This window comes from Waterburya sp., from assembly GCF_058530065.1.
Genome location: NZ_JBZNBU010000026.1, coordinates 1 through 23,876 on the forward strand (window position 1 = coordinate 1; position 23,876 = coordinate 23,876).

The 23,876-nt window shown below is 38.3% G+C and carries 24 protein-coding genes and 1 pseudogene; 15 read left to right on the top strand and 10 right to left on the bottom strand.

The features are described 5' to 3' along the window. Window positions 1–54: 54 nt before the first annotated feature. Entirely contained in the window at window positions 55–285 is a 231-nt protein-coding gene (locus AC33VI_RS01780) for a site-specific integrase (RefSeq protein WP_491780557.1), read from the bottom strand. A 20-nt stretch (window positions 286–305) separates the two neighbouring features. On the opposite strand from AC33VI_RS01780, the pseudogene AC33VI_RS01785 reads away from it, so the two are divergent. After that, window positions 306–533: pseudogene (locus AC33VI_RS01785) on the top strand (Tn3 family transposase); the annotation flags it as partial. A 334-nt stretch (window positions 534–867) separates the two neighbouring features. Here AC33VI_RS01785 and smc read toward each other — a convergent pair. Continuing rightward, window positions 868–4,668 (bottom strand): chromosome segregation protein SMC, encoded by a 3,801-nt coding sequence (gene smc / locus AC33VI_RS01790; protein WP_491780558.1) that lies wholly within the window; start codon window positions 4,666–4,668, stop codon window positions 868–870. A gap of 321 nt (window positions 4,669–4,989) precedes the next feature. Here smc and AC33VI_RS01795 point away from each other — a divergent pair, with 321 nt between their 5' ends. The 4 genes from AC33VI_RS01795 to AC33VI_RS01810 all read left to right on the top strand — a co-directional run bounded on the left by AC33VI_RS01795 (window position 4,990) and on the right by AC33VI_RS01810 (window position 8,110). Further along, complete coding sequence (locus tag AC33VI_RS01795; RefSeq protein ID WP_491780559.1) at window positions 4,990–6,027, top strand: DNA-methyltransferase; 1,038 nt, start codon at window positions 4,990–4,992, stop codon at window positions 6,025–6,027. Window positions 6,028–6,084: 57 nt separating this feature from the next. Beyond that, complete coding sequence (locus tag AC33VI_RS01800; RefSeq protein WP_491780560.1) at window positions 6,085–7,395, top strand: restriction endonuclease; 1,311 nt, start codon at window positions 6,085–6,087, stop codon at window positions 7,393–7,395. Between the two features lie 111 nt (window positions 7,396–7,506). Further along, entirely contained in the window at window positions 7,507–7,698 is a 192-nt protein-coding gene (locus AC33VI_RS01805) for a hypothetical protein (RefSeq protein ID WP_491780561.1), read from the top strand. Window positions 7,699–7,828: 130 nt separating this feature from the next. Further along, entirely contained in the window at window positions 7,829–8,110 is a 282-nt protein-coding gene (locus AC33VI_RS01810) for a hypothetical protein (RefSeq protein WP_491780562.1), read from the top strand. Window positions 8,111–8,216: 106 nt separating this feature from the next. On the opposite strand, the gene AC33VI_RS01815 is transcribed toward AC33VI_RS01810, so the two are convergent. From AC33VI_RS01815 to AC33VI_RS01825, 3 genes are all read right to left on the bottom strand, one after another. Next, the gene (locus tag AC33VI_RS01815; RefSeq protein ID WP_491780563.1) at window positions 8,217–8,576 is read right to left on the bottom strand and encodes a type II toxin-antitoxin system PemK/MazF family toxin; all 360 of its coding nucleotides are present in this window, start codon (window positions 8,574–8,576) and stop codon (window positions 8,217–8,219) included. Next, entirely contained in the window at window positions 8,563–8,793 is a 231-nt protein-coding gene (gene mazE / locus AC33VI_RS01820) for a type II toxin-antitoxin system MazE family antitoxin (protein ID WP_491780564.1), read from the bottom strand. Before mazE ends, AC33VI_RS01815 begins: the two co-directional genes overlap by 14 nt. A 397-nt stretch (window positions 8,794–9,190) precedes the next feature. Then, a complete protein-coding gene (locus AC33VI_RS01825) occupies window positions 9,191–9,556 on the bottom strand; it encodes a VOC family protein (RefSeq protein ID WP_491780565.1) in 366 nt (121 codons plus the stop codon). Between the two features lie 24 nt (window positions 9,557–9,580). Between AC33VI_RS01825 and AC33VI_RS01830 the strand changes: the two genes are divergently transcribed. The 8 genes from AC33VI_RS01830 to AC33VI_RS01865 all read left to right on the top strand — a co-directional run bounded on the left by AC33VI_RS01830 (window position 9,581) and on the right by AC33VI_RS01865 (window position 16,767). Further along, window positions 9,581–9,790 carry an ankyrin repeat domain-containing protein gene (locus tag AC33VI_RS01830; RefSeq protein WP_491780566.1) on the top strand — a complete coding sequence of 70 codons (210 nt, stop codon included), beginning with the start codon at window positions 9,581–9,583 and terminating at the stop codon, window positions 9,788–9,790. Between the two features lie 46 nt (window positions 9,791–9,836). Continuing rightward, the gene (locus tag AC33VI_RS01835; protein ID WP_491780567.1) at window positions 9,837–10,514 is read left to right on the top strand and encodes a glycerophosphodiester phosphodiesterase; all 678 of its coding nucleotides are present in this window, start codon (window positions 9,837–9,839) and stop codon (window positions 10,512–10,514) included. A gap of 45 nt (window positions 10,515–10,559) precedes the next feature. Further along, complete coding sequence (locus AC33VI_RS01840) at window positions 10,560–11,501, top strand: lysylphosphatidylglycerol synthase domain-containing protein (protein WP_491780568.1); 942 nt, start codon at window positions 10,560–10,562, stop codon at window positions 11,499–11,501. After that, complete coding sequence (locus tag AC33VI_RS01845) at window positions 11,501–12,091, top strand: pseudouridine synthase (RefSeq protein WP_491780569.1); 591 nt, start codon at window positions 11,501–11,503, stop codon at window positions 12,089–12,091. Before AC33VI_RS01840 ends, AC33VI_RS01845 begins: the two co-directional genes overlap by 1 nt. 218 nt (window positions 12,092–12,309) lie before the next feature. Next, a complete protein-coding gene (psbA, locus tag AC33VI_RS01850) occupies window positions 12,310–13,392 on the top strand; it encodes a photosystem II q(b) protein (protein ID WP_491780570.1) in 1,083 nt (360 codons plus the stop codon). A 505-nt stretch (window positions 13,393–13,897) separates the two neighbouring features. Then, a complete protein-coding gene (locus AC33VI_RS01855) occupies window positions 13,898–14,341 on the top strand; it encodes a heavy metal-responsive transcriptional regulator (RefSeq protein WP_491780571.1) in 444 nt (147 codons plus the stop codon). Window positions 14,342–14,590: 249 nt separating this feature from the next. Next, window positions 14,591–15,754, top strand: coding sequence for a GuaB3 family IMP dehydrogenase-related protein (locus AC33VI_RS01860; protein WP_491780572.1), 1,164 nt, complete (start codon window positions 14,591–14,593; stop codon window positions 15,752–15,754). 383 nt (window positions 15,755–16,137) lie between these two features. After that, window positions 16,138–16,767, top strand: coding sequence for an NAD(P)-dependent oxidoreductase (locus tag AC33VI_RS01865; RefSeq protein WP_491780573.1), 630 nt, complete (start codon window positions 16,138–16,140; stop codon window positions 16,765–16,767). Between the two features lie 219 nt (window positions 16,768–16,986). Here the strand turns inward: AC33VI_RS01865 and AC33VI_RS01870 are convergent, their stop codons facing one another. The 4 genes from AC33VI_RS01870 to AC33VI_RS01885 all read right to left on the bottom strand — a co-directional run bounded on the left by AC33VI_RS01870 (window position 16,987) and on the right by AC33VI_RS01885 (window position 19,779). Then, window positions 16,987–17,157: a hypothetical protein gene (locus tag AC33VI_RS01870; RefSeq protein ID WP_491780574.1), complete on the bottom strand. Its 171-nt coding sequence runs from the start codon at window positions 17,155–17,157 to the stop codon at window positions 16,987–16,989. Between the two features lie 82 nt (window positions 17,158–17,239). After that, window positions 17,240–18,715, bottom strand: a complete 1,476-nt coding sequence (locus AC33VI_RS01875) for a protein kinase domain-containing protein (RefSeq protein WP_491780575.1) — start codon at window positions 18,713–18,715, stop codon at window positions 17,240–17,242. A gap of 297 nt (window positions 18,716–19,012) precedes the next feature. Continuing rightward, the gene (locus AC33VI_RS01880) at window positions 19,013–19,318 is read right to left on the bottom strand and encodes a hypothetical protein (protein ID WP_491780576.1); all 306 of its coding nucleotides are present in this window, start codon (window positions 19,316–19,318) and stop codon (window positions 19,013–19,015) included. A gap of 29 nt (window positions 19,319–19,347) precedes the next feature. Further along, window positions 19,348–19,779, bottom strand: a complete 432-nt coding sequence (locus tag AC33VI_RS01885) for a hypothetical protein (protein WP_491780577.1) — start codon at window positions 19,777–19,779, stop codon at window positions 19,348–19,350. Window positions 19,780–20,085: 306 nt separating this feature from the next. On the opposite strand from AC33VI_RS01885, the gene AC33VI_RS01890 reads away from it, so the two are divergent. Further along, window positions 20,086–20,907, top strand: a complete 822-nt coding sequence (locus tag AC33VI_RS01890) for an endonuclease/exonuclease/phosphatase family protein (protein WP_491780578.1) — start codon at window positions 20,086–20,088, stop codon at window positions 20,905–20,907. An 81-nt stretch (window positions 20,908–20,988) separates the two neighbouring features. Next, entirely contained in the window at window positions 20,989–22,428 is a 1,440-nt protein-coding gene (gene cls, locus AC33VI_RS01895; RefSeq protein ID WP_491780579.1) for a cardiolipin synthase, read from the top strand. Between the two features lie 555 nt (window positions 22,429–22,983). Here the strand turns inward: cls and AC33VI_RS01900 are convergent. Next, entirely contained in the window at window positions 22,984–23,589 is a 606-nt protein-coding gene (locus tag AC33VI_RS01900; RefSeq protein WP_491780580.1) for an exopolysaccharide biosynthesis protein, read from the bottom strand. Window positions 23,590–23,876: the final 287 nt, after the last annotated feature.

Sequence of the window (23,876 nt, forward strand, 5' to 3'; positions counted from 1 at the left end):
AATGTATGGTCGTGCCAGTCATGAACTACTCAAGAAAAGATTTTTGTGTCCTGTCTAGTAAACTAGCGATCGCCTGATTCTTGGATCACCAAAAGCGTGCAAGACCCCAACTTTTGCTGAACTAGGACTTTTGGTTTCATACCAAGTAATAAAGGAACGTAAATCCGACAAATAATTACGAACCGTGACAGGACTAATATCCCTTTGTTCGCGCAGATAAAATTCATAGTCGGCTAATTCCTGACGACCTGATGAGGATAAAGATGGAGTAGCATCAGGTTTCATGGCAATAGAATGGTTTTTCCAAATGGCTGTTCTTTGGTAAAGATGGACTGATTACTGATAATGACCCCTTAGAACAGGAAAAACGGCTTAAGTATTTGGATTTGGTTGCCAATTCGATTATTTTGCAGAACGCTTTTGATATTTCTTCGATTATTCGTTCTTTGAGTGCTGAGGGATATGTAATCAAGTCCAGAACTTTAGCTACGCTGAGTCCTTATACCAATTCTCTAAATTATCGCTACAAATAGATAGCTGATTTCTCCTAGTCCCCTAGTCCCCTAGTCCCCCAGCCTTAAAGTTATCTGTAGTCGCATTAAAGAGAAATGGTATTATCTGACGGGACATCTCAAGCGTTACGGAGATTACATTGTCGATTTTGATAATCTGCCTCAACCGTTGGAAACGGCGATGGTGATTCCTATCGAGCCTGAAACTCAGTAATGGCAAAGGTTAGAGGGAGATGTGGCACGATTTTACACGTATCTCGGCTCAACGCCAAGTAGAGCAAATATCTGTATAAAATCATCATTAACTTGATGCTTTTAATTTAATTTCTTTGCGTCTTTGCGCCTCTGCGAGAGATTATTTCATCTTAATTCCTAACACTTGAGTATGCGCGCCTCTAGCTTGGGTTACCCCGATAGTTCTTTCTGAAGCTTCAATCATCGGACGACGCAGACTTACGACAATAAACTGTGCTAACTCTGCTTGTTTTTTCACCATGCGAGATAACTTCTCGACATTTGCACCATCGAGGAACATATCTACTTCGTCGAAGGCGTAGAAGGGGGAAGGGCGATATTTTTGTAGGGAGAAGATAAAGCCTAATGCAGTGAGTGATTTTTCACCCCCAGACATGGAACTTAGTTTTTGGACTGGTTTGCCTTTGGGGTGGGCGATGAGGTTTAAACCGCCGTTAAAGGGATCGTCTTCGTCTTCTAATTGCAGATGTCCGTCACCGTCGGAGAGTTCGGCATAGATTTTTTGGAAGTTTTCGTTTACCGCATCAAAGGATTCTTTAAAAGCACGCAAACGTAAAGTAGTAAATTTCTCGACGCGCAATAATAGTTCGGTTCTTTCTGCTTCGATGGTATCTAATTTATGGGAAAGTTCTTGCAGTCTGGCTTCGGTTTTTTCGTATTCTTCTAATGCCAACATATTAACGGGTTCCATTGCTTCTAGGCGTTTTTCTCCATTACGAATTTGCTTTTGTAGTTGTTCTACTTGTTCTTGAAGAGTGGCAAAAGTAATTGACTCTCCCGCTTCTAATTCGTCATCATTTACTAGTTGAGGAATTTCGGGTATTAGATCGGGTAGTTCTGCTTCTCGTTCAGTTATTTGTTGAGATAAGGATTCTAGAGTAACTTGTCTTTCTTGTTGGTTACTATTAAGTTTTTCTAATTTCCAAGATTGTTTTTGATGGCGATCGCGCAACTGTTTTAGTTCTGCTTCCAGGCGATCGCGTTCTTGCTTAGTTTCTCCTAGTTTTGCGGTTAGTTGTTCTAGCTGTGCTTCTGTATCGACTATTTTTTGAGATATTTCTGTTAGTTGATTGTCGATTGTTGATTGTTGGTTGTTGATTGTTGATTGGTCGTTATTTAGTCTGATTATATTTTCTTGAGACTCAGTAATTTTTTCCGTTAATCGTTGATGGCGGTTGGTAATATCTAATAAAAAAGTTTCAGTATTCCTGAGATTTAGTTCTTTAATCTGTAGTTGTTCTTCGCGATCTTTAATAACTGCTTGTACTTGTTGCCATTCGCTTTGAGAGTGAGATTCTTCTAATACTTTTAATTGTCCTTGTAAATCTTGTAATTGACTTTCTTGTAAAGGAATTGACTGCTCTAGTTCGTTTAAGCGAGATTGAATGGTGTCTCTTTCCTGACGGTTGCGGTGTAACTGACCGATCAATTGCTCTCGTTGGGCGGTGAGACGTTTAATGTCTTTTTCCAATTGCTCGGCGCGAATTTTATTATCTCTTCCCAACTGTCTGGCTTCGGTTAACTCTTCCGCGAGGTCTTGTATTTGTGCCTTTTGATTTGCTATTCTTTCATCATAAGTAGTTAGTATGCGGGATATCTCTGCCAAACGGGCTTGTAGCACATTTACCTGACTCGACTCGCGGTTAGCAACCCCTCCGAAATGCAAACTCGAACGACTAGATTTACTTCCTCCAGTCATCGCCCCACTAACTTCTAAAATATCCCCTTCCAAAGTAACGATGCGATGTTTGCCTAATTGCGATCGCGCATTTCCTAGAGTGTCGTAAACCACAGTATTGCCGAAAACATAAGCAAAGATCTTGTCATAGCGGGAGTCGCAGGTAACCAAATTAACCGCCATATCAATAAAACCCCTACCAAAACGCATGGTGGCAGCATTAGCAATTTTGGGTACTTGAATCTTATTTAAAGGTAAAAAAGTAGCCCTTCCGCCTCTTTCTTGTTTTAATAATTCAATACCCCGCGCTGCTACCAAGTCATCTTCTACCACTATAAAACCCAATCTTCCTCCCGCAGCGGTTTCTAATGCCAAACGATAACGCTGTTCCACTTCTCCCAACTGCACTACTAACCCTTCTACTCCCGACAGGTTAGAGTTAAGGATAATTTTGCTGGCGTATGTACCCTGTACTTCTTGTTGCGCTTGGGTTTTAGCTTCCAGCTTATCTAATTCTCGTTGCTTGTCTCGTTGTTCTTTTAATAGTCGTTGTTTGGTTTCTTCCTGCAAATTGCGATCGCTTTCTGCTTCTGCGAGTTGTTGGGCGATATCTTGGACATGAGCTTGTTCTCTGGTTACTGTATCGGCTATGGAATTATATTCTGTTTGTTTTGCGGTTAATTCTGCTTCTACTGCTGATAAAGACTCGCTTTGTTCTCGAACGTTATTATCTAACTGACTGTGCTTCTCTCTAATCCTGGCTTCTTCCGTACGTTGGGGGTTTAAAGTTTCCTGAATAGCATTTACCTGACGAGTTAAATTAGCTTGTTCTTGTACCCAAGCTTCCGAAGCTTCGGCGATCGCATTAGCATTTTCTTTACTACTATTAAGGGTATCCTTAGCGGTATTTACTTCTTGAGTCAGTTGGGGAATAGCTTCATTTTCTAGTTGTGTCTTCTCGATACCCAACCGTTCGATTTCCTGTTGGTATTGTTCCAGGTTTTGTTGCGTCTGCACTAAAGCCAGTTGCTTTTCTTGACTGGTATTCGTTAACTCTTCCTGCTTCTGCTGTAATTGATGTTGCTTGGCTTTTTGGGTAGCCAAGTCGGAAGCTACAGATAGTTGTTCGTCTTCTCCTAAAGCCTTTACTCTAGCATTAAGACTATCTAAGTTCTCGCTATGTTCTTTTACTTCCCCGTCTAACTTAGCAATACTTTCCGTTAAACTTACCTTCTCTGTTTCCCCTGCGTTATACTTCTCCTCTAACTCCTCCTGTTGTTGGGTCAAAGATCGCCATACCAATACCTTCTCTTGGATCTTCTTTTCCTGTACCTTTTCCTTTAACTTGCGATACTTCTCTGCCTTAACTCGATCCGCAGCCAAGCGATCGCGATTGGCAATCAATTCTTGAGCGATAATCTGACATTTTTCTTCCCTTTCCTGCACCTTATCCAGCGTCTTGCGAGTTTGCTGAATCTTGCGGTCAAATGCTGCTACTCCCGCCAATTCATCAATAATTTCTCGCCTCTCCCGCGAATTCATGGTGATAATGCTGGTAACGTCACCCTGCAACACCACGTTATAACCTTCAGGATAAATTCTTAACTTCTGTAACTGTTCGTGTACTTCTGTTGCTGTCGAAACTTGCCCGTTGATATAAAAAGTAGAAGTATAATTACCCTTCTTTGCCACCCTCAACCGCCGAGTGACTTTCCACTCCAAACTATCCCCATTAGCGATCGCAATTATCTTCTTATCTTCCTCATCAACCTTAGTAGTTTCTGTCTCTGTTTCTGCATCTACATCTACTTCTACTGACTCTTCTTCCCTAACCAATAAAGCAGTACCACCGCCGTTATTATCCCCTGCTATCTCTTGAACTTTCTCAGCACTAGTAACCCTCGCTAACTCCTGAAGATCGCTAACAGTTGTCACCACATCCGACAAATCCCCTAGATCCGTCAAATCAAAAGTAACCGAAACAATTGTCTCCGCAGCTTTCCCATTACCAATATGCTTATTATTCACCAAATCGGGTAAACGATCGGCACGCATCCCCTTAGAACTAGCCAAACCCAGACAAAACAGCAGCGCGTCTAAGATATTCGACTTCCCTGAACCATTTGGTCCTGAAATCACCGTAAAACCAGGCAAAATCGGCACTTTCGTAGTACCGCCAAAAGACTTGAAATGAGAAAGTTCAACGCGCTTGATATGAACCATTAACTATGAGGACTCGCTAGGCTAGGTAGTATTGGTATACTAATTGACAGGTAGGTTACAGGGAACACTAATGGTTTTAACTACTATCGCCCAAGATAAACAGTAAATCTAAACATTTTTAACAGTCGGTAATATTTCTTTAATTTGTAAAAGAAGATTGAAAGCATAAACAAAGTAAACTCTTAAACTATGTGCGATCGCATTTTTGTGAAAAGACGTTTGTTTTTGCTGCAATTAACCAAAGATATTCTTAATACTAATAACCTCAATAGTGATAGGCGTGATATACTAACAGGCTGAATTAAAGATATCTTTACCTCAATGATCGAACTTTCTACTGAAGCATACTATACGACTGATTTTGGTGCTGCTTATTTGGGGAATTCTCAAGAATTGATGAAACATATACCAGATGAAAGTATCGATCTAATTTGTACTTCTCCTCCCTTTGCTTTGGTTAGAAAAAAAGAATATGGCAATGTTGACGCTACAGAATACATAGAATGGTTTGAACCATTTGCTAGGGAATTTCAGAGAATCTTAAAGCCTAAAGGTTCTTTGGCAATTGATATTGGTGGCAGTTGGGTTAAAGGATATCCTGTTAGATCGCTATATCATTTTGAATTAGTAGTGAATTTATGCCGTTCGCAAAATAAAGGTGGGTTGGGATTCCATTTAGCACAGGAAATTTATTGGTATAATCCCGCAAAACTTCCTACTCCTGCTGAATGGGTAACGGTGCGTAGAGAAAGAGTTAAGGATGCAGTTAATACAATTTGGTGGTTATCAAAAGATCCTCATCCATTAGCAAATAATAGAAAAGTTTTAAAGCCATATAGTAAGGCAATGAAAAATCTACTTAAAAATGGATATAAAGCAAAAAATAGACCATCTGGACATAATATTTCTAAAAAGTTTAAAAAGGATAGAGGTGGAGCAATTCCACCTAATATTATTCAAACAACAGACAATGAAATAGGAGAACCTGTACCAGTTAATGTTATTTCTGCATCAAACACATCATCTAACGATTATTATCAAAAAAGATGTAAAGAACTAGGAATTAAAAGACACCCTGCTAGATTTCCTCAAGCTTTACCAGAATTTTTTATTAATCTTTGTACTGAACCTGGCGATATAGTATTAGATCCGTTTGCAGGATCTAACATGACAGGAAGGGTAGCAGAAACTAAAGCTAGAAAATGGCTTGCTTTTGAAATAGAGGAAAAGTATTTAAAAGGTTCTAAATTTAGATTTGAAGATAATGCTCCTTCTGTTGTAGAAGCAACTGATATAGAAAAAATAAAATTAGATGAAAAACAGCAAGATAATATTCAAATATCGTTATTTGATAGCTGAGTCTGAAAATCATATAGTTTTTGTTTTGCTTAAAAATTGCTGTTTGTTGAGTAATTTATGAATCAAATTAATTCTAAAAATTTAAAATTTACTTATGGTCATCAATTTGAACCTGAAAAATTTTCTCTAAGAGAAATTATTCTGCTTTGTCAAGAGCTACAGCCAGAGAGAGACAAATTAGAAGAGCAAATTTTACAAAAATATTTTTCTAGACATTCTCAAGGTAATACCAGCCGAAAAGACTCATCTTCCAACAAAAGTAAGTTAGCAATGAATTGCTTTTTATCTTTGAGAGCTTACAAAATTATTGAAGATGCAGATGGTAAAAGACAATATAGACTTAGTGAATTTGGCAAACAAATTTTACAAGCTACAAATGATAACGAAAACATTGAAAATATTTTTGCTCGTCATATCCTCGTCAAGTTAACAGGAATGTCTTTATTAAAAGCAATAGAAGCAATAAATACCAGAGGAGAAACTCCTAACTTAGAGCTAATAGCTTATGAATTGCAAGAAATGGGGTTCTCAATATCTCCCAATGCCATTTATACAAGTACAATGCGTAAATGGTTGAAACTTGGGAAAGTTTTAGATGGTGAATATGATATTAACTGGGAGGTAGTATACGATCTTCTAGGAGCAAACAAAGACTACATTGACGAGCTTTATACTTTAACATCGCCTCAAAAATATTTTTTGCTTTCTCTAATTCAACTTGATGTTCGAGATTTTACACCTTGGAACAAAATAGCCAAATATACTAAAAGCCGTTACCAAATACGCTTACCCACTAAAACATTTGTCAAAGATATTATCGAACCCTTAGTCAATCTAGGATTGATTGAAACTCAAAAAACGACTACTGGTAGAGGTGCAAAACCAAATTTAGTTTGTTTGACAGAAAAATCTGTTAATGAGTTAGTTGGAGAATTAATTAGCACCATAGCTAATTTAACAGATTTGTCTAATATCGAACTGAACAGAAGCTTTGAAGATGTTATTCAAGATTTGGAACACACTGATAAGCATATCAAGGGCAAAGCTTTAGAACTTTTGGCAATATGGATGATCCGTTTAACTGGATTAAGATTTACAAAGTGGAGGTTACGCAGCTATCAATCAACTGGAAGTGGAGAAGTAGATGTTTTGGCTGCTTCAGATAGATTTGTCTACAGTAGATGGCAAATTCAATGTAAAAACACCAAAAAAGTTGATGTAGATGTTTTAGCTAAAGAAATAGGTATTACTTTTGTTACTGGTGCTGATATTGTCATGGTAGTGACAACTGGAAAATTTACTAGAGATGCTTTGAAGTATGCTTCTCGTATGATGGAGGTTTCAAGATACTATAGTCGTTCTAATTAATTTCCGTACTATCTCAGTAATTTGTTCGGGGGATTAGGGATTAGGGGTTAGGGATTAGGGAGCAATAATTAGTACATATTTTCGTATGGTTCTTATTAGGAATGACTATATATGATTCTTTTGCAACAAGAAGATATTGAAGCAATAAAAGAAGACAAAACTAACATTATAAAAATCTTAGATAAACAAGCTAGAAGGCTATTCGCAAAAAAAGAATTAGAAATGAGAGACGAAGAGATAGACAAAAATGAATTGGAAGAAGAAATGCTGTCAGAGTTTAATTTTTATCAAGAAGAAGAGTGAGATAGAAAAAACAGTAATGCGATCGCAACAGCCACACCATAGGCATCGCATCATCAAAATATAAAATGCAGTGAATAAGAATAAAATTAAATAGTGTAGCAACTACAATCAATAAAAAATATAGCGATCGATGAACGAGCTCAAAGCCAGAATAATCAGGCAATTAGATAATCTGCCAGACAATACACTTAAGCAGGTATCGGATTTTGTTGAGTTTTTATCTTGGCGTACCACCCATAAAGGAAATATCAATTTTAACTTACAAGATGAAAATTTAGATGAAGGATGGCTAGAAAGAGATTTATCCAATCTAGGTGAATACGAAGCTTATGAATGGCAACCTGGAGAACTCGAACAAGGATCTGCTGTGGAAATAGATTCAGAACAAGAAACAATAATAACTGAAAGATGACAACTCGCCCTTCTTCTCAAAACAATTAAACTCTCTGCGTCTTTGCCCAGAACACGAAGCTGGGTAAACGCCTCTGCGAGAGAAAAAACAGTAATACGATCGCCTTTCACAAAGAATCAAATATATCATCAAAACCCAACTGTAATAAGATAGCCTTTTTTATCTCAGACCAATAACTATCTTCAATTACGCCTAACTTATTATTAATTCGTTTAATAGAAACAGAACGAATGTGAGACAGATCCAATCCCCTTTCCCGATCCAAACCATTCTGCATCGAAGGAGAAACATTGACCACAAAAGGATAACCTTTAGGTTTTAAAAAAGGAGCAACAATAGTTTTTCGAGAATGACGATTACCTAAGTCATTCTGCAAAATTAGACAAGGACGAGTTTTGGCTATTTCATCGCCAACAGTAGGATCTAAGTTAACCCTAACAATATCGCCTCTTTTAATTCTCATCATCAATTTCGTCGCCTACTGCACTATCCCATAGTTCAATTTCAGCTAACTCTTCATCATCTTGGCTTTGTTCTATATATGCTGCTTCTAGTTCTTTTAAAGCCTGTTGTTGCTGCAAATTCTTAAGAACTTGATTGATAAGCTGACTTCTATTGTTAGTTTGAGAGTCAATAAATTCTATAACTTCTTCATCTAGAGTAATACTTATTTTTCGTGCCATAATTAAATACTACTTTATTGTCATACTTTAAAATAGCACAATTATTTCGCTCGCAATAGCCTGTAATTGCGATCGCCTGTCTCCTCAAAACAAATAAACCCTTTGCGCCTCTGCGCCTTTGCGAGGGATGAACGAAAAAAGGTGTGGGAGTTCGACGCTTTAAGTAATGAGTAACGAGTAACGAGTAGCAGCGTCCATTGTCGTTACTCGTTACTTTTTACTTGTTACTTCAACAACACGAAAATTAATTTTTGCCAGGGTAAATTTCGCTCACCCCTTTGCGAGACAAAACAACAGTAATGCGATCGGTCAGCTAAGCATAGCCTAATCGCTCTATTTATTTTCTAATTCTACTTAATTCATCGATCTGGATGAAAAAAATTTGTTAATTGATTGATTAACTTTGACTGAGTTCGATAACATTACCATCTGGATCTTGAGTAAAAAGAGCAGCCCTACCAGACGCACTCAATTGAATCGGGTAGCCTCGATTTTGTAGCGTTGTTTTAGCCAATGCCAAATTATCAACTGCTAAAGCCAAATGAGGATTTCTGCCCCACTTTTCTTCATTACATAGCTTATTGGCATAATCCTGACGGACAATTAAATGAATTTGATGATTACCAATTTGATACCAAGTACCTGGAAATTTGGCACTGCGATTACTAGCAAGAGATAAACCTAAAGTACTGCCATAAAAGTCTTCTGCTCTAGCTAAATCCGAGACGAGAATAGCCGTGTGTAGGCAATGAGTTATATTCATGATTACCACTTTATCTTTACTTTTTTGAGAAGATCCTGGCGCGATTTAAAATCTATTTTTAATCTCATTTTATTACACTTAGAATCCTTATGTGGCAAAGCCGAATCTGTAAAAATATTTCTAAACTATGGTGTATCTCCTCAAGCAAAATGCGATCGCGGTTGGACTCCTCTTGACTATGCAAAAAGCGTTGGTTGGGATGATGTTATTACAGTATTAGAAACAGCAATATAATTAGCAAAATAAAAGCGATCTCTTTAATTATATTAATTACTAAATTATGCTTTGTATTGGACATCGGGGTGCAATGGGATACGAGCCTGAAAATACTTTGCTATCGATTCAAAAAGCTTTAGAGTTAGGAGTAGATGGCATTGAGATTGATGTTCGTAATGTAGAAAATCGCTTGGTTGTTATCCACGATCGCGATTTGTCTCGTACTACTAACGGTAATGGCATAATTGAAGATTGCAGTTTTACATACTTGAGATCTCTTGATGCGGGGAAAGGGGAGAAAATTCCGACTTTAGCAGAAGTTTTTGATTTAGTTGACCGTCAAGTTTTAATTAATATCGAACTTAAAGGAAATAATACAGCGAAGTTAGTAGCAGGGTTAATTCAAGACTATATTAAAACTGGCTGGTCGGATACTGATTTTCTTGTTTCTTCTTTTAATCATTCTGAATTAAATTTATTTAAAACCCTTGTTCCTCAAATTAAAATTGGTATCTTAATTTATGGTTTACCCTGGCAATATACAGAAATAGCTAAAAAATTAAATGCGGAAATTATAATTATCAACCTAGATTATGTAGATACTCAATTAGTTAGCCGCGTCCAACAAGAAGATTTACAATTATGGGTGTATACCGTTAATCGCCCCCAAGACATAAATCGTATGAGAAAATTAGGTATTGATGGTATTTTTACCAATTATCCCGATCTCGTTAAGGGTTGAGTATTTATACAATTAAACAACTAACAACTAACAACTAACCAATTAATGAATCGCGATCGCGTCACTCGTTGGCTATTTCCCACGTTCGGTTTTTTCCTGCTAAGTTTTTCTCTTTATATTTTAAACAAAGAATTATCTCGTTATAATCCCCAAGATGTTATTAATAGTCTGGCAAAAATTAGCGATCGCCAACTGGTGAGTGCTTTATTTTTTAGTATTTTAGGTTGTGGCGCGATGAGCAGCTACGATTTAATTGCTTTTAAATTCATCAAGCATCAGTTGGGTTTTAAGCGAATTTTGTTTGCTTGCTTTCTTACCTATGCTGTTAGCAATACTACTGGTTTTACCCTCTTGATTGGTGGTGGAATTCGCTATCGTTTTTATTCCCTTTGGGGAGTACCCGCAAAATCTATTGCCAAAATTATTGCTTTGGGTAATATTACCTTTTGGCTAGGAGTATTAACTTTAACTGGACTTACTTTTTTATTTAAACCCTTACAATTGCCTAATCCTCTAAGTTGGGACTTATTCTTAATTCGTTGTTTGGGAATTGTTACTTTAGCTTTGGTAGGAATCTATTTATTTTTTTGCCGCCAAAGAAAATGTTTGAAAATTAAAAAGAAGAAATTTAATTTCCCCCCTGTAACTATATCCATATCCCAAATTCTACTTTTTTCCCTAGACTGGGCAATAGCCGCTGCAATTTTATACTGTTTGATTCCCAACTATCTCCACAAAACCTATTTTCATGTCTTTAATATTTATTTGTTAGCCATGACCGCATCAATTATGAGTAATATTCCTGGGGGATTGGGGGTATTTGAAACTGTGGTGATTTTTTTATTACCCAAAACCTTATCTACTCCAGATATCTTAAGTTCTCTGTTAGTATATCGAGCAGTGCGCTTTCTGCTTCCCCTCGCGATCGCATTATTTCTCTTTGGCTATTTTGAAATCAAAAGAAAGTTGCGATCGAACAATAAATAATGAAATATATTCTGTTTTATAAACCCTATGGAGTCTTGTGTCAGTTTACAGATAATAGTTCGGGAAATAAACGCCCCGTACTCAAAGACTATATCCCCATCCCAGGAGTATATCCCGTTGGCAGGTTAGATTTAGACAGCGAAGGATTATTATTACTTACAGATAACGGACAACTACAACATCGCCTATCAGATCCCAAATTTGCCCATCCCCGCACCTATTACGTACAGGTAGAAAGAATTCCCGACGAAACCGCCTTAAATAAACTCCGCAACGGCGTAACCATCAAAAACTACCGTACTCGCAAAGCCAAAGTAGAAATCCTGCCTACCGAACCCAATTTTCCCCCTCGCAACCCTCCCATACGCGATCGCAAGAATGTTCCTACCTGTTGGTTATCAATGACCTTAACCGAAGGAAAAAATCGCCAAGTGAGAAGAATGACCGCTGCGGTAGGTTTTCCCACTTTAAGATTAGTTAGAGTTAGTATAGGTAACAATACTCAAAGTATAAAAATAACCGATCTAAATCCAGGTCAATGGCGAGAATTAACAGCCAAAGAAATTAAAACTTTAACTAACTTTAAATAAATCAATATTTGCTCGACTGTTACTTAAACTAAATTAAAATTGCTTAATCAAATTAACAAAAGTAAGCAAAAACTTCATTTATAACTAAATATATAAATATAATTTTACTAAAAATAATGTCTCAATTACAAGAGATGTAAATATACTGAGAAAAGAGACAGCTAAATTCATTTATTATTTGTCTCTGAAAATAACATTTATTCAGCAATACATAATCTATGACAACTACCATTAGAGATCGGGGTAACTATAGCCCTTGGGAGAAATTTTGTCGTTGGATTACTAACACTAACAACCGCATTTATGTCGGTTGGTTTGGTGTTTTGATGATCCCATGTCTTCTATCAGCTACTATCTGTTTCATCATCGCTTTCATCGCAGCCCCCGCAGTTGATATTGACGGCATTCGCGAACCCGTAGCTGGTTCTTTAATCTACGGCAACAACATTATTTCTGGTGCTGTCGTTCCTTCTAGTAATGCCATTGGTTTGCACTTCTATCCCATTTGGGAAGCTGCTTCTCTAGATGAGTGGCTCTACAATGGAGGTCCTTACCAACTAATTATTTTCCACTTCCTCATCGGTATTTTCTGCTGGATGGGTCGTCAATGGGAACTTAGCTTCCGTTTGGGTATGCGCCCTTGGATCTGTGTAGCTTATTCTGCTCCTGTATCTGCGGCAACAGCAGTATTCCTTATCTACCCTCTAGGACAAGGTTCTTTTTCCGATGGTATGCCTTTAGGAATCTCTGGAACATTCAACTTCATGTTGGTATTCCAAGCAGAACACAACATCCTAATGCACCCTTTCCATATGCTCGGCGTAGCTGGCGTATTTGGCGGTGCTTTGTTCTCTGCAATGCACGGTTCTTTGGTAACTTCTTCTCTAGTGCGCGAAACAACTGAAGTTGAGTCTCTTAACTATGGCTACAAATTCGGTCAAGAAGAAGAAACCTACAACATTGTGGCAGCACACGGCTACTTCGGTCGTTTGATCTTCCAATATGCTTCCTTCAACAATTCTCGCTCCTTGCACTTCTTCTTAGGTGCTTGGCCTGTTGTGGGTATTTGGTTTACTGCGATGGGTATCTCCACTATGGCATTTAACCTCAATGGCTTTAACTTCAACCAATCTGTCCTTGATTCACAAGGTCATGTAATCAATACTTGGGCTGACGTATTAAACCGCGCTAACCTTGGTTTTGAAGTAATGCACGAACGCAACGCTCACAACTTCCCTCTAGATTTAGCTAGTGGCGAAGCTACACCCGTAGCAATGACTGCACCCGCTATTAACGGTTAAGACGAGAGACCCCCTAAAGGGTTCAACAGTTCCTTCAACGGGTCACAGACTCCTTCGGATTCGGCACTTTTCTCAAGTCGGGGAACCCGCCCACCGAAAGTGCCTCACCGCAACGGACTGTCTCACCGCGTACCACAAGGGCATAATATCGCCGATATGCGGAGCGGTATCCTTTAGGACAGGCGCAAAGTAAGGCGTTGCTGTTCGCCGCAACTAATGCTCGAGTTGCTACTGGAATTTCAGTCAATTAGCTTATAAATAGATTTTAAGGCTTCGAGCGATCGGAGCTTTTTTTGTTTGAAAGTTTTCACATAAAGCTCGCGATTAACTTGACTCTACAAATGAAGCCGAAGCTAATTCTATGGTTAGATTACAAGATACTAATTTCGGGTACATAATTTATTTTTCAACAAATATTATGACCTTCATGATTCGCGATCGCTATATTGCCGAATAACAAAATTATTAAAATAAAAAAAGTTAAGCCGCAAACAGCTAAAGCATTATGAGTAAATCGACCGATCTCAAAATTGGCGAATTAGCAAAACAAACAGGTCTGACGGTGGGTACTTTGCGCTACTATAGCGACCTCGGAATTTTGCAGCCAGTAGCTAGAGGAAATAACGGCTATCGTTACTATAGTAACAATGCCAGTAAGCAGGTAGAGTTCATTAAGAAAGCTCAAGCAATTGGTCTTACTCTTGAAGAAATAAAAACCATTCTCGATGTAAGAGATCGTGGCGAACAACCCTGTAGTTTGGTGCAAAGCTTACTGGATAAAAAGATCGAGCAACTAGAAGTTCAAATTAGAAAAATGAGCTTATTTAAACAAGAGCTAGAAGAATATCGTACCAGTTGGATAGATCGACCCAATTTCGATCGCGATTCTCAAGAAGTCTGTCCTTTGATTTCTAGCGTGTCATTAGATTCTAGTACCCAATCTTTATAGAATTAAGCAAGAAAGTTCCATTCTTCAGGTGCTTTAACTAAAGAGAGAATTTGTCCTATTTTATTAGACCCCCTGCTACATCGGCAAAACTATTATTATTGGGTTCTCACGACCATTAAGTTCGGTTTGTCACCAAACCCAAATAAAGATTTTTAAAGAAAAACTAAAAAATGATACAGAATTTTACTTGTAGATTTACTCGAAAATTTGATAGCCTATGCTAATAAGCTTTGGGAACGAATCAAGAGCGTGGAAATATCAATTGGTCGCGGAAAACAGGCTCGCAGAGCCTACGGATTTGACGAAATCGCATTATCCCCTGGAGTGCGTACTCTAGACCCCAGTCTGGCAAATACCACCTGGGAATTTGGCGGAATTACCCGCGAAATTCCTATTTTAGCAAGTGCTATGGATGGCGTGGTTGATGTTAGAATGGCGGTTTTACTATCGCAATTGGGTTCAATTGGGGTACTAAATTTAGAAGGGGTTCAAACCCGTTATGATGACCCAGAACCAATTCTGAATAAGATTGCTTCAGTGGGAAAAGATGAGTTTGTGGGCTTAATGCAGCAATTATATGCAGAACCCATCAAACCCGAATTAATTACCAAACGAATTAAAGAAATCAAAAGCCAGGATGCGATCGCAGCGGTAAGTTTGACTCCTGCAGGTGCTAGTAAATATGGCAAAATTGTCGCTGAAGCAGGGGCGGATGTAGTCTTCGTTCAAGCTACGGTAGTATCTACCAACCATCTCAACCCAGAAAATATTGCTCCTCTAGATTTGGCTACTTTCTGTCAAGAGATGCCCATGCCCGTATTTTTGGGTAACTGCGTCACCTATGAAGTGGCAATGCAGTTAATGAAAGCTGGTGCTGCTGGAGTATTAGTCGGTATTGGTCCTGGTGCAGCTTGTACTTCTCGCGGTGTATTGGGAGTTGGCGTGCCTCAAGCAACTGCTACCGCCGATTGTGCTGCTGCTAGAGATGATTATTATGCCGAAACTGGCAGATACGTACCTATTATTTCTGATGGAGGTATTGTTACGGGGGGTGACATTTGTAAGTGTCTGGCTTGTGGTGCTGATGCGGTGATGATCGGTTCGCCTATCGCCCGTGCGGCGGAAGCCCCTGGAGGAGATTTTCACTGGGGAATGGCAACTCCCAGCCCCGTATTACCTCGCGGGACTCGCATTAAAGTAGGAACTACAGGAACTATTCAAGAGATTATGGTAGGACCTGCTAAATTAGACGACGGTACGCACAATTTGCTGGGTGCAATTAAAACTAGCATGGGAACTTTGGGCGCAAAAGACCTCAAAGAGATGCAGCAAGTTGATGTAGTTATCGCCCCTTCTCTATTAACTGAAGGGAAAGTTTACCAAAAAGCTCAACAGCTTGGTATGGGTAAATAGCTTTAGTTTGAAATAAGTCAATCAATTTATCGATGGATAATTGACAATTAACAGTTAATCAAAAAAAGGGATGGTGAGGAATTATTTTCGCCATCCTTTTTAATCTCAGGATAATCCCATCAAAAAGAATAGAGAAAAAGTACGAGAATACAATTTCTTGATGTTGGATAAAGTCGAGCTTATAATTGGTCGAAAAATAAGACAGTTGGCGAAGTCTAGCCAAAGGCATCTTTCTGGGTAAGCAATTAATTCATTACTATATTAAAATCTCAAAATGCCCAAGAAAACCGATCGCAAGATTGTGATAGTTTGATCGGAATTTGATAGTTGGAATTTTTAAGTCGCCCTAAGCTAAAAGTGTTCGAGTTTAGGAGACAAAATTCATGAAATTAGTAATTTTTGGTTCGACAGGAAGCATTGGCAGTCACGTTGTAGAACAAGCCTTAGAACAAGGACACACAGTAACGGCATTTGTCCGTAACCCCAATAAGTTAAACTTTCAACATCCAAATCTCAATATCTTTACAGGGAATGTGATGAATCCCATTTCGGTAGAAGAAGCGGTAATCGGTCATGATGCTGCGATTTGCATTCTCGGATCGGGTAAAAAGCTTTCAGGCAACGTGCGATCGCAAGGTACAAAAAATGTCATTCAAGCATTAGAGAAAGCAGGAATCAAAAGATTTATTTGCCAGTCAACTCTTGGTGCGGGAGATAGCTGGAGCAATCTTAATTTTTACTGGAAATATATTATGTTCGGCTTTCTTCTACGCAAAGTGTTTGCCGACCACCAAATACAAGAAGAATACGTTCGACAAAGCGACCTTGATTGGACAATTATTCGCCCAGCCGCTTTTATTGACGGGACTCGCACGGGCAAATATCGTCATGGTTTCTCCAACAGCGATCGCACCTCAAGCCTAACTATCTCTCGTCCAGACGTGGCTGATTTTATTCTCAAGCAACTTAACGACAATACCTACTTGAGTAAAGCTGCCAGCTTATCTTACTAAAAATATTTTTAACCTTTAGGCTGGGAAGTCCCGCGCTATAAAGCAACGTTCGGTATTACTGCGCTTTTCACATGGGTAGACCCTAATTACTGTCAAGTTGGTTGACTTTTAAGACGGTATCTGTACTTAGGGGTAGACCACATAATTAAACTTTAAAAACTAAGAACTAAGAACTAAAAACTAAAAACTACGAACTAGTAAATTTTCCCAGAGAGCTATTCAACTGAAAACGGCTGTATATTCTCCTCGTTGAGCGCGAGCTTCTACTCCATCTATAACGGCGATCGCCAAGTCGTATTCATCCTCAAAAATTCGACCAGCCAGTTCATGAGTTTTAATTTGATGCCATTCTGTTTTTCGCAATCTCAGTGTCTCACGCTTACTGCCCACTTTTTTACGCCAGTTCTACTTTTCATTCACTGTGTTCATCAGCCAGCCTTTAACCTTTTCTCTGACTTGGGCAAAAAGTCTATTATTCCGCAACATCATTAATCGCCATAGATGCGATCGCTTTTTCTGCTTGCTTTAAATACTTGTCAAATTTATCTACTTCCGCCGAATAAGTGGTGATGTAGGCTTTTTGATTTTTAATCGTCCAATATTCCAAATGTTTGATATTTCTAGCTTTTGCTTGATAAATAATTTTTGTGCCTTGTTTGTTGGCAAAGGTTGTGGTGGTTGGCGGTTGGACAATTGTATTGTAGGTTACTATTTGCTTGGTAGCTTGATTATTGTATTGCTGAAGGGATAATGGTTGAGCTAAATCTTCGATCGCCACTGTTATTTTTTCTTGAAACTCATCATTGTTGTTTTCTAAAGGAGAGAGAAATTTTACGCCTTTTTCTTGAAAAGTATTCCAGTCTTCTTGTACCGCCCAATGTTCGGGATGTTCTATGGTAATTTCGTGTTGGTTGTTGTTGTAGGTTGCATATTTTTCTTTGGGGATAAAACTAAAACCCACAATACCTAAGATGACTGTTCCCATTCCCCAACCCAACCAAGGTAACCAAGGTTTACGGTTATTTTCTGCTAAAAGTTTAGTATCGGGAGGTGCTGGAGGATTAAGTATAACTGGTTTGGTAATAATAGTATCGTTAGCTTTTTGCCAGTCTATTAATACTTCCTCAATCGATTGGTATCGTTGGCGATAATTGCCTTGCACCATCTTATCGATTAATTTTAATAAATTAGGATTGTATTTATAACTATCCGTTGGTAATAAATCTTGCCAGACAGGATTGTCCTTTTCATCTAAAGGTATTTCTCTAGGATCGACTCCCGTTAAAGCATTAATAGCTAACATTCCGATCGCATAAATATCGCTACAAAACTTTGGTCTACCCAATTTTTGCTCGTTGGGCATATAACCATCAGTACCAGCAACGACGCTAACAACTGAATGTCCTTTACTGTCGATATTTTCCGCTCTAATTTTTTCTTTTACCGTACCAAAATCAATTAAGTATATTTTTCGATCGTATTTATTTCTAATTAAATTAGAAGGCTTAATATCACGATGGATACAATTATTTTGATGGACAAAATTTACTACATCTAAAATATCTTTAATAATTGGCAGCATTTCCATTGCTGTCAGTTGTTTTTTCTCGGCAAATTCTGCTTCCAATGTCTGCCCTTCAATCAATTCTTGGACTAAATAAAAACGCTGACTGGCTTCAAAATAGTCAGAGATTTGAGGAATTTGCGAATGTCTGCCCAATTTTTGCAATGTTTCCGATTCTAGATTAAACAACCGCGTACCAACTTCTAAGGCAAAATTATTACCGTAATTAGGAGTAAATTGCTTGACGATATATTGACGATCTATACCCGCCGTAATATCTGTAGCACGATATATTTGTCCCTGTCCCCCTTCGGCTAAAAGTTCGTCAACGCGATATTTGCCTTTTAAGATCGTACCGATAATAATATTATTGTCATTTTCCATTGCAGCTTACTTATCTATAAAATACTTTAGATAAATTCTTTCTTACTAATTCAAAATTGCCATTATTTTAAAATGTTTTTCGATACTAGTCAGAAAACAGCGGTAAATCTTAATTTATGCTGCAATTTAGATAATTTCCCTAGACGCAGGTAGCTAGGTAACATTAATTAGAAGATGACTTTTTAAAACCGTTGTGAAGAAGTAGCTAATAGATTCCAGCGATCTAGAGAAATTTGAGAATTGACCAAATTATTCGTACAAAAGGTATATCTATAAGTCTGCTACCTCTTCACTTGTTTACACTACGGCAGTATTGTTGATAGCCATGTTACCTCGTCTAGATCGAGGTAGTAATGCTCCAGCACTATAGTGGTTATCCCAACCATGCCCACAAGTACATCTGTATGAATCGTTGTATGATTCGGTAAAGGCAGGGCAAGTACAATATTCACAACTACCATACCCAGCTATATGAGACTCTTGGTGAGTATCGGTTTGCCGCTCGACTCCACTGGGATTAAAACCACCGCCATCGTTATGGTGAAGATCGCGATCGAGCAAAATCTGAGCATTAGAGAAACTAGAAAGAGATACACATTTCATTTTTCTTACCTCCTGAGTTAAATAAGTTCTTACTCAAGGTACTGGGAGCATTGAGTTTGTCCGCTACTTAGACAATTCATAAAATTATTGTAATTACCTTCAACTTCATAGGTTTTGTTGATAGTCTCGCGTATCTGATAGTTTGCACTTACCTGTTGGCTGACGAAGTTGACTTCACTTTGATTTACCACTCCAACATAATTGGCGACAAGTTGAATATTTTGAGCTGTTGGAGGTACTTTATAGCCTCTTTGATACCAATATTCAAAGTATTGGACTACTCCCTGTGCAAGCTGTTTTTCTCTTGGGGTAAGTGAATTGTACCATTGCTGATTTCTGCTTTGTAAACCATTATATGCATCGTAAACTGAACCCATTTGAGCAGAAGCAGGTTGATACAGAGAGCATGAAATCGCAAATGTTATTGTTGAAATGCCTATTAGAAACCATTTAGTTTTCATGTTGCCCTCCCATTATTATGGAATAGCTGTTCTTCTTTTATTATATGAATTAACCTCGATTAATTATGCAGATGACAACCAACTTAATACAATAAAAAAGAAACTGTTTGTAAAACAAAGATTAAAAATAAACAAGGAATAGAACTCATTAAAGCCTGAATGAGTTTGGAATAACTATAGTAGTTGATGTTTAGTAGGGTAGACAAAATCGAATAGTTGCTGAATTGATGATTCGGTTTTACACACGCGATCGCAGATAACTCAAATGCTAAACTGTGAGAAAACTTTGGTTCTTACAATATTTAGATGTTCCAACTTCAAGAAACCAATCCTTTAGAGTATCTCAAACAAGTTAGCCCAAACCGCTATGGCAAGGTTGCCGAAACGACGATCGATCGCCCCCATGCTAATCCTACAAATTTAGATCGCAATTCAATCAAAATTTTAAGCTGGAATATTGCCAAAAATAACCACACTCAGCATTGGAGTCGGGATTTTCTAGCTTTAGTCCAACAGCATCAGCCCGATAAAATCTTTTTGCAAGAAGTACGGCTTTGCGCTGTCAAACAACAAATTCCCGAACTAGAGTCAATGGGCTGGAGTTTTGCCCCCAATTTGCTCGATACTCTCGATAATACCTACTCTGGAGTTTTGACAGCCACCAAAAGCGATCGCCTCAATAGCCAAGCCAAAATCACGCAGCATCAAGAACCAATTAGCGATACTCCTAAAGTATCTTTATTTGTCGAACATACTTGGGGCGATCGCACTCTACTAACAATTAATACTCATTTAATTAATTTTGTCGAAACTAGTAAGTTTCAGGCACAGCTAAAGCAAATAGAGACAATTATTTCTCAGCATCAGGGGGCAGTAATTTTTTCGGGAGATTTTAACACTTGGAATAGATCCCGTTGGTCGTTATTGTTAGCCATGACTGCCAAACTGGGTCTAACTCCCGTCAGTTTTCCTTTCACTGAAGCACAAAAGATCAAGCGTTTTTTGCTGTCTCCTCCCCTAGATTACATTTTTTATCGTGGATTCAAACAAAAGTCATCCAGGGCTAAAGTAATAGATACTGTTACCTCCTCAGATCACAATCCTTTGCTAGTAGAATTAGATGTTTAGGTGCTTTTAACCCATACAACCCCATCACTCCTGACTAAATAGCGAACATTAAATAAATGATAAATGAAATAACTCCCGATTATGCTACTAGGAATTAACCTAGTTTCGATCTATAGCATTGCCACCACAATCGTACATGGGGTAGGAATTTTAACCGCTGCCCGTGCGGTAATGGTAGTGCGTTCATCCCGTGGGGCGATCGCTTGGAGTATATCTTTAATTACTTTTCCCTGGTTGGCTATTCCTCTTTACTGGATTTTGGGTAACAACGAGTTTCAAGCATACGCCAAAGCTTTACAAACTGCCTACACTCAAAAACACGAATTGGTACGTAAGGCTTATGGAAAAATCCTCGCTCGCCAAGCTTTGCTATCAAATGAGTTTACTGTGATTGCCAAGCTAGTTGAAGTATTTACTCCCTTACCTTTTACGACTGGCAATCAAATTAAATTGTTAATTAATGGTCGGCAAACTTATCAAGAGATGGTGGGAGCGATCGCTCAAGCTCAAGACTATATTTTGTTGCAGTCATATATTATCCATGACGATAATATTGGTAATCAGTTCAAACAAGCTTTAATCGAACGTGCCAAACAAGGGGTAAGAATCTATTTGCTCTACGATAAAGTAGGTTCGCGCCAACTCTCTCGAAATTATTTAAAATCTCTCCAGCAACAGGGCATAAACGTCTGCGGTTTTGGTAGCACCAGGAGAAAAGGCAACCGCTTTCGGATCAACTTTCGCAACCATCGCAAAATTCTAATTGTTGATGGCAAGGTAGCTTTTATGGGGGGCTTAAATATTGGCGATGAATATTTAGGCAAAGATCCTCGTTTTGGAGAGTGGCGAGATACTCATCTTCAGCTACAGGGGGCAGTAGTTCAATGTTTGCAAAGCGTCTTCTTGGGCGATTGGTACTGGGTGACGCGAGATATTCCCCAAGTTAACTGGCAAGTATCCGACAGCGATCGCAACCATACTGCTCTAATTTTACCTACAGGACCCGCCGACAAGCTAGATAATTGCAATTTATTTTGGCTGGGCTTAATTGCGCGATCGCAAACCCGTCTTTGGATTGCTAGCCCTTATTTTGTTCCCAATACTTCTACTCTAAATGCCCTCAAATTGGCTGCTCTTCGAGGTGTAGACGTGCGGATTATTTTACCCAGTCGTGCCGACCATTTAACTGTTTACTGGTGTTCTTTTTCTTACTATCAAGAGTTAGAAGCAGTTGGCATCAAACTGTATCGTTATCGTTCTGGCTTTATGCACCAGAAGGTTATTTTAGTAGATGATGACTTAGCAGGAGTCGGTACGGTGAACCTCGACAATCGTTCCTTTTTTCTCAATTTTGAAGTTATGACTTTTGCGATCGATGGAGAATTTATTCGGGATGTTGAAAGTATGCTGCAAAAAGATCTGAGCTTATCCTGTTTGGTCGATTTCAATTCTGATCGGCAAAAGCCTTTGTGGTTCAAGCTTGCCGCTAGAGTATCTCGTTTATTAGCACCGATACTTTAGTTGTTAGTTGAGAAGGAATTAAAATATATAGCCGTACAAAGTTACGTTAGGACAGATTGGTTATCTGCTTGAAAGTAGCAAGTAGCAATTTTAAAGAATGCCCTAACCCTCGTACATAATGCTATACATGACAAAGCAACAATACCCAAACTATATTAACCGAGAAATTCCTCTTTTCTAATCGATTTTAATTAGAGTTTTACCATTCGGCTTTGCCCTAGTAAATTAAACTCTCTTTTTACCAAACAAGGAAATATTGTTTTTTTAGTTGAGTACTATTGCTTGTTGATGACGAGACAGATTTTGAATGAAACAGATTGTTTAACCTCCTTGATTTTATTTGAAGTAACCTGTTGTTTCTGCCAGGAGAAGCTTTATTAGCTTCTGTATTTAATATAACGCCTCTTGCTTTAATTAATAGCTGAATAAAATATTTGTTTACTAAAAAATTGATTTTATTAATTGTTATTTTTTTATATTTAGTTTTCAAAGTTCCCAGAACGATTTATAATAATATTGATATTATCTTGCTCAATAGTAATAAGCTAATTATAGTTATTGAAAAATGCTAGGCAGTACTTGAGGAGCTTGCCAAAAGACATAAAGGATAAATGCAAACAAGATTGTATTTGCCAAGGTTAAAAGATATCCAACCCACATCAGCAAACCATCGGCTTCCAGAGTGGCTATAGACAGCAACAAAATTGCGATCGCAGGGGGTGGATTGGTAAAAGGAATCGGCGACATCAATAAAATAGACAACCAAGCAATACAACAGGCATTGATTATTTTGATGTAGCTATTATTGGTCGTTTTTTGCCAGCGCGGGCGAACGATTTTTTCTAGCCAAACTGTAATCTGTCTGAGTTTGATAAATATCTGCTGAGTGAAGCTACGGGAAAATTTAAATTTAGCAATCTTTTTGGGCAGCCAAGGGGATTTCTTCCCCACTGCCATTTGACTTGCCAAACAAAAGCAAGCAATACCCATTACTCCAGACAAACCAGGGGGCATCGGCAACAAAAAGGGCAACACCAACAGTGCTATGATTAAGCTCATTCCGCGATCGCCAGTCGATTGCAAAATTTCGGCGATTTTCATTGGTTCGGTTGCCAATTTTGCTAGTAGAAGCTCGATATCCTGGGAGAATTTGAGAGACATTAGTTGGGCGTTGGTTAATGCGTAATGTTTCAGGTGCAACTATCTACCAAAAATCAGTAATTGTACCACCTAATTTTCTAAATAGCATTTTCTATTCAGCATCTTCACAAATTTTCGCTCATAGGCTACGAACCTAGCATAATCATTTTTAAGAAGTGGGCGGAACTCCCCAACCTCGCGAAGCAGGTTGTGGGATGGATAGCCCCGCCGATAGGCGTTATTGAAACAGTTAATAAGAAATTGATGAAATCTTGATACATTAGTAGTTCTAGCTGTTGTATAATAAG

Bases quoted from the DNA above. Each gene is read 5' to 3' on its own strand.
- AC33VI_RS01835 (WP_491780567.1), top strand. From the start codon at position 9,837: ATGCTTTGTATTGGACATCGGGGTGCAATGGGATACGAGCCTGAAAAT.
- AC33VI_RS01885 (WP_491780577.1), bottom strand. From the start codon at position 19,779: ATGAAAACTAAATGGTTTCTAATAGGCATTTCAACAATAACATTTGCG.
- AC33VI_RS01810 (WP_491780562.1), top strand. From the start codon at position 7,829: ATGAACGAGCTCAAAGCCAGAATAATCAGGCAATTAGATAATCTGCCA.
- AC33VI_RS01795 (WP_491780559.1), top strand. From the start codon at position 4,990: ATGATCGAACTTTCTACTGAAGCATACTATACGACTGATTTTGGTGCT.
- psbA (WP_491780570.1), top strand. From the start codon at position 12,310: ATGACAACTACCATTAGAGATCGGGGTAACTATAGCCCTTGGGAGAAA.
- AC33VI_RS01780 (WP_491780557.1), bottom strand. From the start codon at position 285: ATGAAACCTGATGCTACTCCATCTTTATCCTCATCAGGTCGTCAGGAA.
- AC33VI_RS01845 (WP_491780569.1), top strand. From the start codon at position 11,501: ATGAAATATATTCTGTTTTATAAACCCTATGGAGTCTTGTGTCAGTTT.
- AC33VI_RS01855 (WP_491780571.1), top strand. From the start codon at position 13,898: ATGAGTAAATCGACCGATCTCAAAATTGGCGAATTAGCAAAACAAACA.
- AC33VI_RS01805 (WP_491780561.1), top strand. From the start codon at position 7,507: ATGATTCTTTTGCAACAAGAAGATATTGAAGCAATAAAAGAAGACAAA.
- AC33VI_RS01890 (WP_491780578.1), top strand. From the start codon at position 20,086: ATGTTCCAACTTCAAGAAACCAATCCTTTAGAGTATCTCAAACAAGTT.
- AC33VI_RS01875 (WP_491780575.1), bottom strand. From the start codon at position 18,715: ATGGAAAATGACAATAATATTATTATCGGTACGATCTTAAAAGGCAAA.
- AC33VI_RS01865 (WP_491780573.1), top strand. From the start codon at position 16,138: ATGAAATTAGTAATTTTTGGTTCGACAGGAAGCATTGGCAGTCACGTT.
- AC33VI_RS01800 (WP_491780560.1), top strand. From the start codon at position 6,085: ATGAATCAAATTAATTCTAAAAATTTAAAATTTACTTATGGTCATCAA.
- cls (WP_491780579.1), top strand. From the start codon at position 20,989: ATGCTACTAGGAATTAACCTAGTTTCGATCTATAGCATTGCCACCACA.
- smc (WP_491780558.1), bottom strand. From the start codon at position 4,668: ATGGTTCATATCAAGCGCGTTGAACTTTCTCATTTCAAGTCTTTTGGC.
- AC33VI_RS01840 (WP_491780568.1), top strand. From the start codon at position 10,560: ATGAATCGCGATCGCGTCACTCGTTGGCTATTTCCCACGTTCGGTTTT.
- AC33VI_RS01815 (WP_491780563.1), bottom strand. From the start codon at position 8,576: ATGATGAGAATTAAAAGAGGCGATATTGTTAGGGTTAACTTAGATCCT.
- AC33VI_RS01880 (WP_491780576.1), bottom strand. From the start codon at position 19,318: ATGAAATGTGTATCTCTTTCTAGTTTCTCTAATGCTCAGATTTTGCTC.
- mazE (WP_491780564.1), bottom strand. From the start codon at position 8,793: ATGGCACGAAAAATAAGTATTACTCTAGATGAAGAAGTTATAGAATTT.
- AC33VI_RS01900 (WP_491780580.1), bottom strand. From the start codon at position 23,589: ATGTCTCTCAAATTCTCCCAGGATATCGAGCTTCTACTAGCAAAATTG.
- AC33VI_RS01825 (WP_491780565.1), bottom strand. From the start codon at position 9,556: ATGAATATAACTCATTGCCTACACACGGCTATTCTCGTCTCGGATTTA.